14 protein-coding genes are annotated in these 17,116 nt (G+C 70.5%); 10 read left to right on the forward strand and 4 right to left on the reverse strand.

Annotation, left to right across the window (positions count from 1 at the left end):
- Window positions 1-401: 401 nt before the first annotated feature.
- Window positions 402-2,048: a phospholipase D family protein gene (locus ACFC0D_RS00460; protein ID WP_376430052.1), complete on the reverse strand. Its 1,647-nt coding sequence runs from the start codon at window positions 2,046-2,048 to the stop codon at window positions 402-404.
- Between the two features lie 196 nt (window positions 2,049-2,244).
- On the opposite strand from ACFC0D_RS00460, the gene ACFC0D_RS00465 reads away from it, so the two are divergent.
- The 10 genes from ACFC0D_RS00465 to ACFC0D_RS00510 all read left to right on the forward strand — a co-directional run bounded on the left by ACFC0D_RS00465 (window position 2,245) and on the right by ACFC0D_RS00510 (window position 14,003).
- Complete coding sequence (locus ACFC0D_RS00465; RefSeq protein ID WP_376430054.1) at window positions 2,245-3,222, forward strand: tellurite resistance/C4-dicarboxylate transporter family protein; 978 nt, start codon at window positions 2,245-2,247, stop codon at window positions 3,220-3,222.
- Between the two features lie 196 nt (window positions 3,223-3,418).
- A complete protein-coding gene (locus tag ACFC0D_RS00470) occupies window positions 3,419-3,940 on the forward strand; it encodes a hypothetical protein (protein WP_376430056.1) in 522 nt (173 codons plus the stop codon).
- A gap of 206 nt (window positions 3,941-4,146) precedes the next feature.
- On the forward strand, window positions 4,147-4,983 hold the full coding sequence (locus ACFC0D_RS00475) for a DUF4097 domain-containing protein (protein WP_376430058.1): 837 nt from the start codon (window positions 4,147-4,149) through the stop codon (window positions 4,981-4,983).
- A 97-nt stretch (window positions 4,984-5,080) separates the two neighbouring features.
- Window positions 5,081-5,650, forward strand: a complete 570-nt coding sequence (locus ACFC0D_RS00480; protein WP_376430060.1) for a hypothetical protein — start codon at window positions 5,081-5,083, stop codon at window positions 5,648-5,650.
- Window positions 5,651-5,965: 315 nt separating this feature from the next.
- Entirely contained in the window at window positions 5,966-8,218 is a 2,253-nt protein-coding gene (locus ACFC0D_RS00485; protein ID WP_376430062.1) for an MMPL family transporter, read from the forward strand.
- Window positions 8,219-8,597: 379 nt separating this feature from the next.
- Complete coding sequence (locus tag ACFC0D_RS00490; protein WP_376430064.1) at window positions 8,598-9,614, forward strand: ATP-binding cassette domain-containing protein; 1,017 nt, start codon at window positions 8,598-8,600, stop codon at window positions 9,612-9,614.
- Window positions 9,611-10,435 (forward strand): ABC transporter permease, encoded by an 825-nt coding sequence (locus tag ACFC0D_RS00495; protein ID WP_376430066.1) that lies wholly within the window; start codon window positions 9,611-9,613, stop codon window positions 10,433-10,435. The genes ACFC0D_RS00490 and ACFC0D_RS00495 overlap by 4 nt, the downstream gene beginning before the upstream one ends.
- A 112-nt stretch (window positions 10,436-10,547) precedes the next feature.
- Window positions 10,548-11,675: a PP2C family protein-serine/threonine phosphatase gene (locus ACFC0D_RS00500; RefSeq protein WP_376430068.1), complete on the forward strand. Its 1,128-nt coding sequence runs from the start codon at window positions 10,548-10,550 to the stop codon at window positions 11,673-11,675.
- 178 nt (window positions 11,676-11,853) lie between these two features.
- Entirely contained in the window at window positions 11,854-12,432 is a 579-nt protein-coding gene (locus ACFC0D_RS00505) for a phosphoesterase (RefSeq protein WP_376430070.1), read from the forward strand.
- A complete protein-coding gene (locus ACFC0D_RS00510) occupies window positions 12,429-14,003 on the forward strand; it encodes an alkaline phosphatase D family protein (protein WP_376430072.1) in 1,575 nt (524 codons plus the stop codon). The genes ACFC0D_RS00505 and ACFC0D_RS00510 overlap by 4 nt, the downstream gene beginning before the upstream one ends.
- A gap of 136 nt (window positions 14,004-14,139) precedes the next feature.
- On the opposite strand, the gene ACFC0D_RS00515 is transcribed toward ACFC0D_RS00510, so the two are convergent.
- From ACFC0D_RS00515 to ACFC0D_RS00525, 3 genes are all read right to left on the reverse strand, one after another.
- The gene (locus ACFC0D_RS00515; RefSeq protein ID WP_376430074.1) at window positions 14,140-14,928 is read right to left on the reverse strand and encodes a class I SAM-dependent methyltransferase; all 789 of its coding nucleotides are present in this window, start codon (window positions 14,926-14,928) and stop codon (window positions 14,140-14,142) included.
- 243 nt (window positions 14,929-15,171) lie between these two features.
- Window positions 15,172-15,717, reverse strand: a complete 546-nt coding sequence (locus ACFC0D_RS00520; RefSeq protein ID WP_376430076.1) for an NUDIX domain-containing protein — start codon at window positions 15,715-15,717, stop codon at window positions 15,172-15,174.
- Window positions 15,718-15,773: 56 nt separating this feature from the next.
- Complete coding sequence (locus tag ACFC0D_RS00525) at window positions 15,774-16,994, reverse strand: protein-L-isoaspartate O-methyltransferase (protein ID WP_376430078.1); 1,221 nt, start codon at window positions 16,992-16,994, stop codon at window positions 15,774-15,776.
- Window positions 16,995-17,116: the final 122 nt, after the last annotated feature.

The following is a 17,116-nucleotide window of genomic DNA, read 5'->3' on the forward strand; positions in this document are numbered from 1 at the left end:
CGCTTACGCCCCTGAGACGGAGGCGCCACGCCGTTCTCGACATCCCTGCCGCAACTTCTTCGCGTGCCGGGTGGGATCGTGGGACGCCTGGAAACCCCGGCCCGGGCCACACCCGTGAGGCCTGGGCCGGCACGCCATCCAGGCCCGGCACCCAGCGACCCGGGCCCGGCACCGAGCGACGGGGGCCCGGCACCGAGCGCCCCGGCCAGCGGCCGGGCGCCCATCGCGATGAGGATCGCACCGTGAGGACGCGGTACAGGAGCGCCGACCGTTCAACGCGCACTCGCCCCCACCGCGCGATCAGGGACGGGAGGCGGCCCCGCGCTCAGGGACGGGCGGCCGCGCCGGCGAGATCGGTGGGGTCCGCCATCCCCTGCTCACGAAGCGACCCCGTGGCAGCGTCAGAACCTGTGCCGGCGCCGCAAGCCCATGGGGCGGCCGTCCGGATCGACGAGGAGGTGGTGCAGGGGCGTCGCCAGCACCCTCTCCGTCCTGGGCAGTTCCGGAGGGACGTACCGGCGCAGGCGGCCCGACGGCCGAGGGCCATGACGCCCGCTCTCGTACCAGGCGTCCAGTGCGGCGGCGGTCTCCTCGAAGGCACCGAAGGCGGTCACGGGATCGCACAGGCCGTCCGGCGTCCACTCCTCCGTATCCCCGGCCGCACCCCTCCGCCCGCCCGCATCGTCGAGGGCTCCCAGGTGCTCGGACATCAGACCCAGGCGGAGGTTCCGGGCGAAGGCGCGCGCGCCGTCTCCGAGTCCCGCCGGGTCGCGTGGCCGCCGTGGGTCCGGACTCCTGTCGATCACGGCGCAGCTGAGTTCGGAATCGTGGGTCCACGAGCGGAGGTTGATGTTGTCGGAGCCGACGGACGCCCATACGTCGTCGATGACGCACACCTTGGCGTGCACGTAGACAGGGGTTCCGGCCCGGTTCACCAGGCCGTACACCGCGACCCGGTCACCGCCGGCGCGGCGGAGTTCGTCCAGCGCTTTGATCCGTCCGATCAGGTTCATGGGCAGCGTGATCCGGCCGTCCTGCTCCGGAACGGAGGGGATGACGGCGATCAGCAGCAGTCGCGGATGCGCGGTCAGTGCCCGGGCGAAGCAGGCCACCACGCGCGGGGACCACAGGTACTGGTCCTCGACGTAGATCAGCGTCCGGGCGCGTCGCAGCGCCTTGAGGTATCCCCGTGCGATGCTGCGCTCCCCGTCGGGGGCGAAGGGATATCCGCGCAGCAGCCGGTTCGGATAGGTGCGGAGCACCTGCACGGTGTGCGTACCGCAGGGGGCGGGATCGGCTTCCTGCGGGGGCAGGCGGCCCGCGTCGGTGTCCTCCCGGTGCACCAGCTGACGCAGTCGAGTCAGCGGGCTGCGGGTGAGCGGCGACGGGTCCTCCCACCGTTCGCGGAAGACGGCTTCGACGTCCCCGACCACCGGTCCGCGAAGGGCGAGCTGGACGTCGTGCCACGGCGGGTGCGGGCCGTAGGCGGACGCCATGCTCAGCGACTGGCGGTCGCCGCGGTGGGTGGCGTCGTCGTTGCGGTTGTGGCAGAGGTCGATTCCGCCGACGTACGCGACATCCAGCTGCTCCCGGCCGGGATGGCGCAGCACCACCATCTTCTGGTGGTGGGAGCCCCCGGGCCGCACCCGCATGTCGAGCAGACACTCGCCGCCGGCTTCCTCGATCTCCTCGCCGAAGTGGAGGTTCTGCTCCTGACTGAAGTGGAAGTTGTCCAGGTGGGAGCGCCACAGCAGACCCTTGACGATGACGCCGCGCTCGGCCGCGTCGCACAGGACCGTGCCGATCTCGGTGCCGTGCCCGTCAAGCCTCTCGTCGGGGTCGCCGCGCCAGTCGGTGAACAGGAGCAGGTCGCCGGCGCGCATCGCGCGGACGGCTGTCAGGAGCTCTGCGAAGTAGGCAGCGCCGTGGACGAGCGGCCGTGCCTCGTTTCCCTCGGACCAGGCGACCCCGCCCGCGCGGCGTTCGTCCAGGCGCGTCGCGGAGTTGCCGCGTTCACCGGACAGCAGAAGCCACTCAGCGTGGGTCACGACATCGGCCCTCCGATGTGCCCCTACCCACCACACCGCGTCTCACCCGACCCGGCAGGGACTGACCGGGTCGGCTGACCGGGTCGGGGGCTGACCGGTCCGGTCGGCCCGACCGATGGCGCGCCCTGTGAGCCTCGGAGGACGGTGTCCGGTCTCCGAGTGGCGGAATGGGCGGAGAGCCGTTGCGATGGGGCTCATGGACGAGCCGATTGCCCGCACGCGGTCCGTGCCGCCGCCGGCTGGTACGTGGACGGAATTGCCGCCCGCGGCGGGCGCCGTGGTGATGGCCACCGGCATCCTGTCCGTGGGCTTCCATCTCGACGGCCGTGAGGGGCTCTCGCGCGTCCTGCTGTGTCTGGCCGCACTGGTGTGGCTGCTGCTCGGTTGGGACTTCGGCGCCCGTCTGTTGGGCAGTCGGAGCCGCTGGCTGGCGGACGCCGACACCCCGCCTGGGCTGACCGCTGTCGCCGCCACCACCATCATCGGCGTTCGCGTCGCCCTCCTCGGCTGGAGCGCCTTCGCAGGGGTGCTGTTGGCGCTGGCTGTGGTGCTGTGGGCTGTGCTTCTGACGGCGGTGCTGCGGCATCTGCGGCGGCACATGCCAGGAGCCGTGTTCCTGATCTGTGTCGCCACGCAGGCGCTCGCTGTTCTGGCGGCGACCCTCGCGCCCGTCGGGGGCGACTGGCTCGCCTGGGCGGCGCTTGTCGCCTTCGCTCTCGGGCTGCTGCTCTACGTGGACGCTCTGGCGCGGTTCGACTTCGGGCAGATCGCCCGGGGGGCGGGCGACCAGTGGGTGGCCGGCGGAGCGCTGGCCATCTCGGCGCTCGCCGCGTCCAAGCTGCTGGCGAGTGCAGTGTGGTCCGGGTCTGCCTCCACGGCGCTGCGTACGGCCACTCTCGTGCTGCTCGCCCTCGACCTCGTCTGGTACGTCGTGCTGCTCTGCTCCGAAGTGCTGCGTCCGCGCCTTCGGTACGACGTCCGGCGCTGGGCGACGGTCTTCCCCCTCGGTATGTCGGCGGTCGCGTCCCTGTCCACCTCGGCCGTCACGGGTATCACCTGGCTCGACACGCTGGGGAGCGTGCTCCTGTGGGTCGCCGCGTCGGCCTGGCTGCTGACCCTGTGTGGGCTGCTGCGTGGGCTGGTCGCCCCTGCTGCCCCGCCGGTCGGCCGGTGAAGGCCGGTGGAGCAGCGAACCAGGGGCAACGGTGGGTTTCTCGGCGCGCGTGCCCCGATCCTGTGGAGCCGGTGGTGGAGGAGATGCAGGCAGTGCGGGGTGCCACCCGTACCCATGGCGCCATCGTGACGACACTCTGGCCCACCGTGGCGCCATGGAGCTTGCAATGGCGCCACGATGGTGCCACTATTGCGTCATGGACCTCACCCCGTATGTCGACAACCTTCGCCATGAACTCGGCGTCGCCGCCGAGGCGGGCGGGGACGAAGCCCGTGCTCTGGCCGACCGGCTGACCGGTCAGCTGGAGTCGGCCGCACGTCTGACGCTGCTGAACGCCCTGTCCGACGCCATGGACGAGATCACCCGCGACCTGGCGCCGGGCTCGGTCGATCTGCGGCTGCGCGGCCTGAACCCCGAATTCGTGGTGACCGCGCCGCCCGCCGCCGACGCCTTCGAGGAGGTCGGCACTCCGGTGCAGGCCCCGCCGGTGGCGGCCCCGGTGGAGGTCGAGGATGGCGCCACGTCGCGGATCAACTTCCGGCCGCCGGCTCAGCTCAAGGTCCGGGTCGAGGAGGCCGCGAGCCGCGAGGGTCTTTCGGTCAACGCCTGGCTGGTACGGGCGGTGGCCGCGGCCCTTGAGCCCGGAACGGCGGGCCGTAGCCGGAAGGATTCGACGGGCCAGGGCGTCGGACAGGGCTTCACCGGCTGGGTCCGCTAGCCGCACCCCGGAACCGCCTCACGATTGCACCGGCGCAGTCCGGGTGCGCCGGTCGCACCCGGAACGCCTCAAGTCACTGTCGCACCACGGCACTTCACCCGAGCGCCTGCGTCCATACGGCCACTCGGCTGCTCAGTACTCGGTCGCTCAGCTCGGTCACTCAGTCACTCGGTCAACAGCCACTCAGTCAAAGGGACGGCACAGCCATGCCTACTTTCGAAACCCCCGAACCCCTCTCCGCCACCGTCGAGCTCGAGATCGGGCGGGCCCGGATCGTGGCGGGCGAGCGCACCGACACCGTGGTCGAGGTGACGCCGAGCGACCCCGGCGACAAGCTGGACGTGCAGGCCGCCGAGGAAACCAAGGTCACCTGCGCGGGTGGGAAGCTGCTGGTCAAGGGCCCCAAGAAGCGCTCGCTCTTCGGCAAGATCGGCGCGGTCGATGTGACGGTCGAGCTGCCCGCGGGCTCGGACCTGACCGGCAGCACGGGCCTGGGCGAGTTCATCGGCGAGGGCCGGTTCGGGAACTGCCGCCTCACGACGGCGGCCGGGGACATCCAGCTGGACGAGGCCGCGGCGGTACGGCTGAAGACTTCGCACGGCGACGTCCTCGTGGACCGTACGACGGGCGAGACCGACATCCAAGGGTCGGGCCGCGTACGGGTCGGCCGGATCGAGGGGTCGGCGACCGTCAAGAACCTCAACGGCGAGACCGTGATCGGTGAGATCGGCGGGGAGCTGCGCGTGAACTCCTCGAACGGTCCGATCAGCGTTGTACGCGCGTCGTCCTCGGTGACCGCGAAGACCGCCAGCGGGGCCATCCGCCTCGGTGAGGTCGTACGCGGCCGGATCACGCTGGACTCCGCTGCCGGAGGCCTGGAGGTCGGCATCGCCGAGGGGACCGCGGCCTGGCTCGACGTACGCTCCACCGCCGGCCGCGTACGCAATGAGCTGGGGGCGGCGGAGGGCCCGGGGGAGTCCGAGGAGACGGTCGAGGTCCGGGGTCGTACGAGCGTCGGCGACATCGTCGTCCGCCGCGCGTAGGCGCTCTTGGCGGCGCGCGTGCAGGCGTGCGCACAGGCGGAGTTGGGGCTGAAGCGCCGGCACGGCGTACACATCGAACTGAGGGGTGGGGAGAGGGATGGAACGCGGATCACAGACCGGCGCACTCGGCGCACCCAGCACCCCCGGCGCACCCGGAACCTCCGGTGTGCCCGGAACCCCCGGTGCCTTCGCCTCCTTCGTCCGCTTCGTGATCTTCGGCGGCGGAGTCGGCCTCGCCTCCAGCGCGGCCGTCGCCCTGCTCGCCACCTTCCTGCCTTTCATCCTGGCCAACGCGCTGATCGCAGTGGTCTCGACGATCCTCGCGACCGAGCTGCACGCGCGGTTCACCTTCGCGTCGGGCCGGCGGCCCGACGTGCGCGGGCTGCTGCGCTGCGGCCTCCGCCACCACTTGCAGTCCGCCGGGACGGCCGTGGCCGCCTTCGCCGTGACCTCCCTCGCGATGCTCGTCCTGTACGCGTTCGAGAGCGCACCCCCTCTCGCGGTCGAGCAGACCGTCTACCTCTCTGCCTCGGCCCTCGCCGGCATCGGCCGCTTCCTGGCACTGCGCTTGTACGTCTTCGCCACCACCCGCAAGCAGCCCACCCCGGTCACCCTCGACCTGCACCGGCACCCGACCTGCCGCGAACTGCTCACCACCGCGTCCTGAACCGGACCGGGAACCGGGCGAAGGCCCGGGGACCCTCGTCCGGCCGTGACGGGATGCCGTGACGGGATGCCGTGACGGGATGCCGTGATGCGGATGCTCGCCCCGCACCTCTAATGCGCCAAACCGACGCCAGACACACGCCGAGGCGCCATGTCGCGCTGCCCGGCGCCGAAGGCCCGGCCCGCCCGTCGCCCAACGGCCCACCGTTTCGACCGGCAGCCGCTCTGACCGGCCACCACCCATCCGATGTGTCCGCCGAACCGTTTCGACGGACCATCCGCTCCGACCGACCACCGACCCAACGGGAGTTTCTCCGTGGCTACGTTCCTTTCCAGACTGGGCCGACTCGCCTTTCGTCGCCGGGGGGTGACCCTGCTGCTCTGGCTGCTGATATTCGGCGGCGTGGGCTTCGCGGCCTCGTCCGCGCCGGCGCCGCCCGCCGACACGTTCTCGATGCCGGGCACCGAGTCGCAGGAGGCCTTCGACCTGCTGACGGAGAAGTTCCCCGACGCGAGCGCCGACGGCGCCAGTGCCCGGGTGGTCGTCCGGGCGCCCGAGGGCACGAAGATCACCACGCCCGTGCAGCGGACGAAGGTCGAGCGCCTCGTCGCCGAGCTGGGGACGTCGTCCCCGCAGGTGGTGGGCGTCGCCGACCCGTACAAGACCCCCGAGATCAGCATCAGCAAGGACGGGACGACCGCCTACATGGTGGTGACGTACAAGGTCCCTGCGATGGAGGTCGGCGACAAGGCGCACGACGCGCTGGACGCGGCCACCGAGCGGGCCCGCGAGGCGGGGCTGACCGTCGAGGCCGGCGGTGACGCCGTGAAGATCGAGCAGGCCATGGGCGGCACCGGCGAGCAGATCGGCATCCTGGTCTCCGCGTTCGTCCTGGTCCTGACCTTCGGTTCGATGATCGCGGCCGGCATGCCGCTGATCACCGCGCTGATCGGCGTCGGCATCGGTATCTCCGGCATCACGGCGCTCGGCTCCACACTGGGCCTGTCCGGCACCACCTCCACCCTCGCGATGATGATCGGTCTCGCGGTCGGCATCGACTACGCGCTGTTCATCGTGTCCCGCTTCCGTGCCGAGCGGGCCGAGGGGCGTACCCCTGAAGAGGCCGCGGGACGGGCCGTCGGAACCGCGGGCTCGGCCGTCGTCTTCGCCGGTCTCACGGTCATCGTCGCCCTGGCCGGGCTCGCCGTGGTGGACATCCCGATGCTCACGAAAATGGGCCTGGCCGCGGCCGGCACCGTCGCGGTCGCCGTACTCGTCGCGATCACGCTGGTCCCCGCCCTCCTCGGCCTCGCACCGGTCAAGGTGATGGCCCGCAAGGGACGCCTGCAGTACGCCGTCAAGCCGCTGTCGGAGCGCAAGCAGCGCAGGGCAGCCAAGCAGGCGGCGAAGCTGGCCAAGAAGACCAAGCCCAACCTGGGCTCCCGCTGGGCAAGTTACGTCCTGCGCCACCCCGTGGCCGTCCTGCTCGTCGGTGTGATCGGCCTCGGCACGGTCGCCGTGCCGGCCGCGAGCCTGGAGCTCGGTCTGCCGGGCGAGGGCCAGATGTCGACCGAGACCACCCAGCGCAAGGCGTACGACCTGCTCTCTCAGTCCTTCGGGCCCGGGTTCAACGGACCCCTGATGATCACCGTGCAGGCCAAGGACGCCAAGGCGGCCGGAGACCAGGTCGGCGAGGCCCTCAAGGGGACGGACGGCGTGGCCTCGGTCTCCCCGGCCACCGCCAACAAGGCGGGCGACACCGCGATCCTCACCCTCATCCCCACCACCGGCCCGACCGAGAAGAAGACCGAGGAGCTCGTCCGCGAACTCCGCGACACCGCGGGCGACCTGGAGCGGGGAACCGCGTCCCGGATCCTCGTGACCGGTCAGACGGCCATGTTCATCGACTTCTCCCAGACCCTCGACGACGCGCTGCTGCCCTACCTGGGCCTGGTCGTGGGTCTCGCCTTCCTGCTCCTGATGGTGGTCTTCCGCTCGGTCCTGGTCCCGCTCAAGGCCGCCCTGGGGTTCCTGATCTCGGTGGCCGCGGCACTGGGCGCCGTCGTGGCGGTCTTCCAGTGGGGCTGGCTCGCCGATGTCTTCGGCATCGACGCACCGGGCCCGATCATGAGCACGATGCCGATCTTCATGATCGGCGTGGTCTTCGGTCTCGCGATGGACTACGAAGTCTTCCTGGTCAGCCGGATGCGTGAGTCGTACGCCCACGGAGCCCGCCCCGCCGAAGCGGTCGTCGACGGCTTCCGCTACGGCGGCCGGGTGGTCAGCGCGGCCGCGGTCATCATGATGAGCGTGTTCTCCGGCTTCATCATGGAGGACAACGACTTCGTCAAGATGATCGGCTTCGCCCTCGCGATCGCCGTCCTCTTCGACGCCTTCATCGTCCGCATGGCGATCGTGCCCGCGCTCTTCGCTCTCCTCGGCAAGTCCGCCTGGTGGCTGCCGAAGTGGCTGGACCGGATCCTGCCCCGGGTGGACGTCGAGGGCGAGAAGCTCGGCCGGGCGCAGGCCGCACCGCCCTCGCACCGGGAGCGCACCCTGGTCGGCTGACGACCTCACGGTCCGCGCGGCACACCTTTGGCGCCAATGGTGCCAGGCCTCGCCTCTCCGGCGTCGGACCCGCCAGAGGTTGCCGTGCCCCGCCGGGCCCAGGCCCGGGCCAGCCGGGCCATCCAGGCCAGCCAGGCCCGTCGGCGGGCCGTACCCCGCCAGACCCACCCAGGCCCGTCGGCGGGCCGTACCTCGCCAGGCCCCCTAGACCCGCCGACGTGGCCGCACCCCGCCAGGCCAGCCAGGCCCGCCGATGTGGCCGTACACCTCCAGACCCGTCAGCCCGTCAGACCCCGCCGACCTCAATGGTCCCGCCACCGCCCCGACTACCCCGACCGCCCCGCCCCTTGAACTCCCCGAAGAGAAAGGCCCGCCCACCATGAACACCGCGACCACAGCGGCCACCAGCACACGCTCCGCGGCGATCTCAGCGATCGGCCTGCGCAAGTCGTACGGCGACAAGGTGGTGCTCGACGGCATCGACCTGCGGATTCCCGAGGGCACGATCTTCGCCCTCCTCGGCCCCAACGGAGCAGGCAAGACCACCACCGTGGAGATCCTCTCCACACTCATCACGCCGGACGCCGGCCAGGCGCACATCGCGGGCCACGACGTGACCACCGACGCAGCCTCGGTACGCCGTCAGATCGGCGTCACCGGACAGTTCGCCGCCGTCGACGGGCTGCTCACCGCCGAGGAGAACCTCCTCCTCATGGCCGACCTGCACCACTTGGGCCGCGGCGAGGGCCGCCACCGCGCCGCCGAGCTCCTGGAGCGGTTCGAGCTGACCGAGGCGGCCCGCAAGAACGTCGCCACCTTCTCCGGAGGTATGCGCCGCAAGCTCGACCTGGCGATGACCCTGGTGGGCAGGCCGCGGATCATCTTCCTCGACGAACCGACCACCGGCCTCGACCCGCGCAGCCGCCGCGTCATGTGGGAACTCATCCGCAACCTGGTCACCGAGCAGGGAGTGACCATCTTCCTCACCACGCAGTACCTGGAGGAGGCCGACCACCTCGCCGACCGCATCGCGGTCCTCGACCACGGCAAGCTCGTCGCCGAAGGCACCGCACAGGAACTGAAGCGGCTGATCCCCGGCGGCCATGTCCGCGTCCAGTTCGCCGAGGAGAGCCACCTCGCCACCGCCGCCGCGATCTTCGGCGTGGCCACCCGCGACGACGAGTCGCTCACCCTGCAGATCCCCAGCGACGGCTCGATCGCCAACCTCCGCGCCGTCCTCGACGCTCTCGACACCACCGGCGTGCCGGCCGAGTCGCTCACCGTGCACACACCCGACCTCGACGACGTCTTCCTCACCCTCACCGGCCGGCACAACACCCCCACCGCGTCTGCCCCCGCCGTGTCCGCCACCGCTCAGAAGGAGTCGAACCGATGAGCGCCGCCACCCTCACCCCGGCCAAGCCCACCAAGGCCACCCGCTCATACGCCCTGCGCGACTCCATGACGATGCTGCGCCGCAACCTCAAGCACATGCAGCGCTACCCCTCGATGACTATCTCGATCCTCGTGATGCCGCTGCTGATGCTGCTGCTGTTCGTGTACGTCTTCGGCGGCGCGCTCGGCACCGGCATCGGTGCGGGAGCCGACCGCGGCGACTACATCAACTACCTGGTGCCCGGCATCATCCTGATGTCCGCGACCTCGGGGGCCGTTGCCACGGCGGTGTCCGTCTGCACCGACATGACCGAAGGCATCGTCAACCGCTTCCGTACGATGTCGATCTCCCGCGGCTCCATCCTCACCGGCCATGTCCTGGGCAGCGTCATCCAGGTCGCGGCGGTCCTCGTCCTGATCACCGGGGTCTCCCTCGCGATCGGTTTCCGGCCCGACGCCTCGGCCGTCGAGTGGGCGTCCGCAGCGGGCCTGCTCCTCTTCCTGGCCTTCGGCATGGCCTGGCTGTCCGCCGCGATGGGTATGGGCGCCAAGACCGTCGAGTCCGCGAGCAACGCCCCGCTGCCGCTGACCTTCCTGCCCTTCCTCGGCAGCGCGGTCGTCACCCCGGACTCCATGCCGACCGCCCTGCGCTGGTTCGCCGAGTACCAGCCCTTCACCCCGATCAACGAGACCCTGCGCGGCCTGCTGCTCGGCACCCCGATCGGTAACGACGGATGGATCGCCCTGGCCTGGTGCACGGGCCTCGCCCTGGTCGGTTACCTGTGGTCCCGCGCCGCCTTCAATCGCGAGGTCACACGCTGATCCCGACAGGGCAGGCACGGCGAAGGGCGGCTCCCGACCGATTCCGGGAGCCGCCCGACGGGCGCGGCCCCGCTTCCGGCTCCGGGCCTTGCCCGGTCAGTACAGTGCAGGCGTGCCCCCTCAGCCGTCTTCGCCCAACTGGCACTTCCTGTTCTCGCGCCGGGGCTGGATCTGGTGGATGCCCATCATCGCCGTCCTCATTGTCCTGATCACGGAGATGGCCGTCCAAGGGCGGGAACCGGTGAGCTTCCTGCTCACCGGTGTGCCCCCCTTGGTCTCCGCGACACGTGGGCCGAGGGCAACCGCATGGTCGGCCTTCGGCTGCCTGGCGCTGCAGATGCTGATGGCGGCGGCCCGTCCGGGCCACTTCGACGAGCAGCACCACGTGGCCCTGTACATGGCCACCCTCGTCATCGGCGTCGTCAGCATCCTGCTTGCCAGGCAACGCCAGAACACCGAGAAGCACCTGATCAGGGCGAACTCGGTGGCCGAGGCGATGCAGCGCACCCTGCTGCGCCCGGTGCCGTCCCGCCTCGCCCATGTCAGCGCCGCCGGCTACTACTCGCCGGGTGAGGGCGGCACGTTCGTCGGCGGCGACCTGTACGACATGTGCGAGACGCCGTTCGGGGTCCGGGTCATCATCGGGGACGTTCGGGGCAAGGGCCTGGACGCGGTACAGACGGTCGCAGCGGTCCTGGGGAGTTTCCGCGTGTCCGCCCATGAGTGGCAGGACCTCTCCGTCCTGGCGGACCGGCTCGAGCTCAGCATCGTCCGCAACGGCCCCAAGGCGGGCACCGGTGATCCCGAACTGTTCGTGACGGCACTGGTCATGGAGTTCGCCGGTGACAGCGTACGTATCGTGGACCGCGGTCATCCGGCACCGGTCGCCGTCGGCCCGCACGGGGCCCGCCATCTGGCCACTGCTCCCGCGCTGCCGCTGGGACTCGGAGAGCTTTCCGCCGGCCGGGTCCCGGCCACGGAACACGTCCTGCGGCGCGGTGAAGTCCTCGTCCTGTATACCGACGGCCTCAGCGAGGCCCGCAACACCGACGGCACCTTCTACCCCGTCATGGAACGGCTCGGCGAGCACTTCCGCACGAGCGAGCCGGATCCCCAGACGGTCGTGTCGTTCCTGCGGACCGACAGCGACAGTTGGTCGGCGGCCTCCGAGGAAGACGATCAGGCAGTCCTCGCCATCACACTGACCCCGCCGCCACCACGGCATCGCGTACACAACTGAGCTCCTGTGGCGGCGGGTTCAGCCTCGGTGTGCAACCGCGGGGGCATGTCACGGCGACGCTACCCAAGAGTTGTCTGTACAACTCGGCGTCGCTGTTCTCCGACTCGTCGTCGCGAGTTCACTCCCGACTGCTGCGATACACGCGCCATTTGAACAGCGCTTGATCGAGGAGGCTCGAGTGAATCTCGTAGTCAACGGCGACGCGGAGAGCGGGCCCGGCGGGTCCGCCGAGCCGGTCACCGGCGTGACCGGCTGGGAAGTGCGGGAAGGAGCGCCCGCGCTCATCGCGTACAGCCTGGGCAACGGCTACCCCGGGGCTGCCGACCCCGGGCCCGCCACCCGCGGCAGCCGGTTCTTCTCCGGCGGCAACAGCCCGCGGACCGCACTCGTCCAGGACATCACGCTGCCGACGCGCGGCGCCACCGGCCGCCGGTCCGTCGACGCAGGGAAGGTCCGTTACACGCTCTTGGGCTGGTTGGGCGGATACGCGACACAGGAGGACGGCGCCCGGCTGTCGGTGGAGTTCCGGGACGCCGACGGCACCCCGGTCGCCCTGTCCGTGCTCGGCCCCGTGACGGCTGCCGAGCGGCTGTCCCGTACCGCCCTCCTGGAGCGCACCGCGACCGCCACGGTGCCGCCCGGCGCGCGCACCGCGCGCGTACTGCTCGTCTTCACCCGCAGCGGTGGCGGGACGTCCAACGACGGTTACGCCGACGCCATATCGCTCACGCTGCACACCACGGAGGGACCCCAGTGACCAGGCTCAACCGCCGAGATCTGCTCAAGGCCGCCGGGGCCGCGGGTGCCCTGAACCTCGCCTGGCCGCTGGCTGCCGGTCTGTCGCCCGCACAGGCCCTGGAGGCCGCCCAGGCGCTCGGAGCCGACTACGACCCGGCGCCGTTCACCCTGGGCGTCGCCTCCGGCGACCCGCAGCCGAACAGCGTCCTGCTCTGGACCCGGCTCGCCCCCGAGCCGCTCGCCGCCGAGCAGAAGCTGCCCGAGATCGTCGAGGTCGACTGGGTCGTCGCCGCCGACCCCCACCTGCGGCGCGTCGTCGCACGCGGCACCGCGCCCGCCTCGGCGACGCTCGGCCACAGCGTGCACGTCCCGGTCTCCGGGCTGGCCCCGAACACCCGCTACTGGTACGCCTTCAAGGCGCTGGGCAAGCAGAGCCGGATCGGCCGCACGAAGACCGCGCCCGTCGGCAACGTCTCCTCCGTCCGCTTCGCCGCCGCCAACTGCCAGGCGTTCCATGACGGCTTCTACGCCGCCCACCGGGGCATCGCGCGCGAGAACGTCGACTTCGTCGTCCACCTCGGCGACTACATCTACGAGCACGGGCAGGTGGGCGGAGTCCCCGCCGACCACGTCCGCGACCACGAGGGCCCCGGGATCTTCACGGTCGCCGACTACCGCCGCCGCCACGCGCTCTACAAGGGCGACGCCTCCCTGCGCGAGGCGCACGCCGCCCACCCCTGGTTCCTGACGTGGGACGACCACGAGGTCGTCAACGACTACTCCGGGACAGGTGGGGGCGCGCCGTTCATGCAGCGGCGGGCGGCCGCGTACCAGGCCTGGTACGAGAACATGCCGCACCGCGACGGCGGCGCCGGAACCGCCACCGCGCTGCCGGACCCCGAGATCCACCGGGTCCGCCGCTGGGGTGACCTGCTGGAGCTGACCGTCCTCGACCTCCGCTCGTACCGCTCGGCGCAGAACCTCTCCGACGGAACGATCCTCGGTGCCGGGCAGAAGGGGTGGCTGAAGCGGAACATCGACCAGGCTCCGGACACCTGGCACGTCTGGGCGAACTCGATCATGCTCAGCCAGCTGCGGAGCCGTCCCGGCGGCTCGTACATGTTCACCGACCAGTGGGACGGCTTCCGTACCGAGCGCAAGGAGGTCCTCGGCCATGTGCACAGCGCCGGCATGGAGGACCTCGTCGTCATCACGGGCGACTGGCACTCGGCGTTCGTCGACGACATCCGGCCGGACTTCGACGACGTCTCGTCCCCGGTCATCGGTACGGAGTTCACGGCGCACTCGGTGACCTCGGGCGCCTACTCGGCGAGCTGGAACGCCACGAACGGACCGGTCATGGGCGCGGGCAACCCGCACCTGAAGTACTTCGAGGGCAACCGCTACGGCTACGACGTCTACGAGGTCACCCCGGAGCGCTTCAGCGCCCACATGCGGGTGATCGACGACCGACGTGACCCGGCGTCCCCCGTATCCACGCTGACCACGTTCCACGTCGACCGCGGGCAGGCGGGCTCCTACGAGGACCCGGCGACGAAGAACTCGCCGGCCCAGTACCGCAGGGACTGACACACCGAAACGCCCGTCCCTCCGGTCCGGACCGGAGGGACGGGCGATTAGGGCGGGGTGCTTGCCGGCCACATCCACATCATCAGGCCATGGAGGAAACGCCTCATGAGTCACGGACGGTCCTCTGAGGCAAATGTCAGGTCGACTTCTCGAAAACAGAGACCACGGTCGGAGTCGACTCCCCGTAAGGGGCACCGGTCAACCCGCCGAGGCTGGCAATCCGTCGCAGACCTGCTGCATCAGCAAGCTCAAGAAGTCGTTCCTCGCTGATGAGCAACGCACGCTCGGGGAGGATGCGTACATCTTCGTCATCGATCCAGACCTGCTTGCAATTCCAGTGCTCACCCTCAAGCTCTGAGAAGATGACCATGCCGCGCCTGACGCCAGGGTAGGGCATGAACATGCTCCCGCCGTTCTCCTCAAGCTTTTGAACCCATGGGAGGTTGTGCGTCTCGGTGATCAACAACCCGCCAGGTGCGAGATGCTCGGAAAATGTCCGCATCGCATCCAGTTGGGCCGCCGGATCCGTGAGAATCGCCAGGCTGCCGCATACGCAGAGGACCAGGTCGTACTGCTGTCCGTCCCGGTAGTGCTGCATGTTTCCGAGCCGCGGCGTGATCGTCGGGAACTCGCGCTCAGCCAGAATCGACAGCATTTCCTGCGAGGCGTCGATCCCGACCAGTGAAGCGTCCACGCCCTCATCGCGGAGCCGCTCCGCGAGTGGGATGAGGACGCGTCCCGTGCCGACTCCGAATTCCGCGACGGAGGGGGATGTGCGGCCGCGGAGCTGATGTGCGAGCCACTCGATTTCGGCTGGTTCGAGCGGCGGGAAGATCGAGTCGTAGACTTTGGAAAAGCGTTTCCCGTAATTGCCGCTGTCACGTAAATCGCCGGGGGAATAAGCGCCTTCACTGTCTAACGCCATGGCTGAGCGACCTCCAATTGCGGGTGGAATTTGAGGTTAGCACGGCCCTTGTTGGTGATCGAGTGGCCGACCGGCGGATGTGGAAAACGTGCGGCCGGACATGAAGAATGCATTGAACTCTGGCGTCGGCGTCCGCGCCATCGAAATCGCCTGGCGATCAGGATGAGAAAAGGGCCAGTTGCCTGGCCGGACCCTCGACCCGAGGCGTGGTGCGCGCTCCAGCCTGAGCGGTGGGTGTCGCCTTCAACCCGCTGTGCTCCTCCTGTCGGGAGCCGGGGTGCTCGGATCGTCCTCCCAGTCCCATGTGCCGATGTAGGCCGCCACCCCCGACCGGCGGGCCTCCATGACCGCGGTGAGCCGGGCGAAGTCCCGCGTCGGCATGAGAGGCGCCCAGTCCTCCAGCGGGAGCACGCGGACCTGGTCGTGTTCCTCGGGGGCCAGGGTGATGCCCGCGATCTGCCGGTCGGTGAGCCGCCCGCCGTCGAACACGTAACCCGCGGTCGCGAGCGGCCAACCCGCCCCGGGCAGGCCGAAGACGGCCGCGAGCAGCCTTGGCGGCCCGGTCACCAGGAGCCCGGTTTCCTCCCGGGTCTCCCGCACGGCGGTCTCCCACGGACGCTCGCCGGCCTCGGCGGTCCCGCCCGGCCACTGCCATGGATGCTCCGTGCTGTAGACCGCGTGCAGGTGCACCGGGCGATCCTGCTCGTCGGTGAAGAAGACTCTTCCGAAGAGTGTGGCCTTCGGCAGCGTCGCCGCGTACTCCTCGGGAGGCAACCAGGTGCCGCTCACGCCGGATCCCCTTCCTGGGGAGGAGGGTCCGGCGGGTGCTTCGTCGGGAACGGTGGTCACAGTTCATCTCCATGGGTGCGAGAGGGGTTGCCCAGCGGCCAGGCCAGAGTCCCGCAGCGGCTTGCCACCCACTGGTCTCCATCCGAGTCGAACTCCAGCCTGTACGTGTCCGGTGAGCCGGCCGCGCGCCAGCGGTCGGCGATGTCGTGGATCTCCGCCCAGATGTCGCGCGGCCCGGCGCTGGTGACCTCCCAACGGCGGTGCCCGACGCGGCGTGCCCGGATCCACGACCCGCACCGGGGTGCGCCGATCGTCAGGTCGTCCGTACCGAAGTGGCGTACGAGCCCAGGGTGGAGGTGATCCAGGGCCAGCCACATGCCGCGATCGGTGTCCGTCGGGGGCTCCATTCGGCTGCGCCGGGTCCGGCCACCCTCGGAATTGTCGATCCTGCGACGGAAGTCGGCGGAAAGGAACAGCCGGTCGAAACCGGCGCCACCGCGGTGTCCGAACTCCACCGCGACCAGCTCCGCTCCCAACACACCCTCCCCGGTTCTTGTGACGACGGCCAGGCCCGGCCAGGACGGCGACGAAGTGCCCAACGTCATCAGTGCCCGTCCGCCCGGCGCCAGCTGCGCCACGAATGCCGACGGGACTCGGGGGACGGCGAAGGACACGAAGATCCGGTCGTACGGACCCTCCGTGGGCCGGCCGTCGAGGCCGTCTCCGGTCACCACTGTGGGCCGGTACCCGAGCGTCGAGAGACGTGCTCGCGAGGCCTCGCTGACGTACCCGTCGATGTCGATGGTGACAACCCCGTCGTGGCCGCAGACGAAGCAGGCCACGGCGGCGGTCACGCCGGCACCCGTGCCGACGTCCAACACCCGCTGCCCGCGGCGCAGATCCAGGCGCTGCAGTAGCCCCGCCGTCATGCCCATCGTGCTCGACATCGCCGTCATCGAGCCCCCCGACCTGGGCCCCGGGAGACGGCCCAGGATGTTCTCGCCCGCGTGCTGGACCGACACGCTGTCCCCGCTGTGGAGCAGCCGCATCAACTCGTCCCGGTCGCCCGGCCGCGACCAGTCCAACAGGTCCCAGTACGGCGGCTCGTCGGGGGCGCTGCGCCGTACATACGCCTGCGGCATCAAGACCTCGCGCGGCAGCGCGAGCAGGGCGTCGCGCACCGGGCCGGCGGTCAGCTCACCGGCCTCTTCCAGACGGCCCACCATCGCCGCCCGGGCCGCCGCGACACCGGCCCCTGGAGCGACGTCCGCAACCACGGCATCCCCTGGTCGGGCGGGGACCGGCACCGCAGCACGCGGCTCGTGCGGGGCGGGCGCGGGACCTGGCTCCGCACCGCCGGGATTCGACTGCGTCACGACGCCCCTCCGTCCCGCGAGCC

The sequence above is a fragment of the Streptomyces sp. NPDC056222 genome (genome assembly GCF_042264065.1).
Lineage (GTDB): Bacteria > Actinomycetota > Actinomycetes > Streptomycetales > Streptomycetaceae > Streptomyces.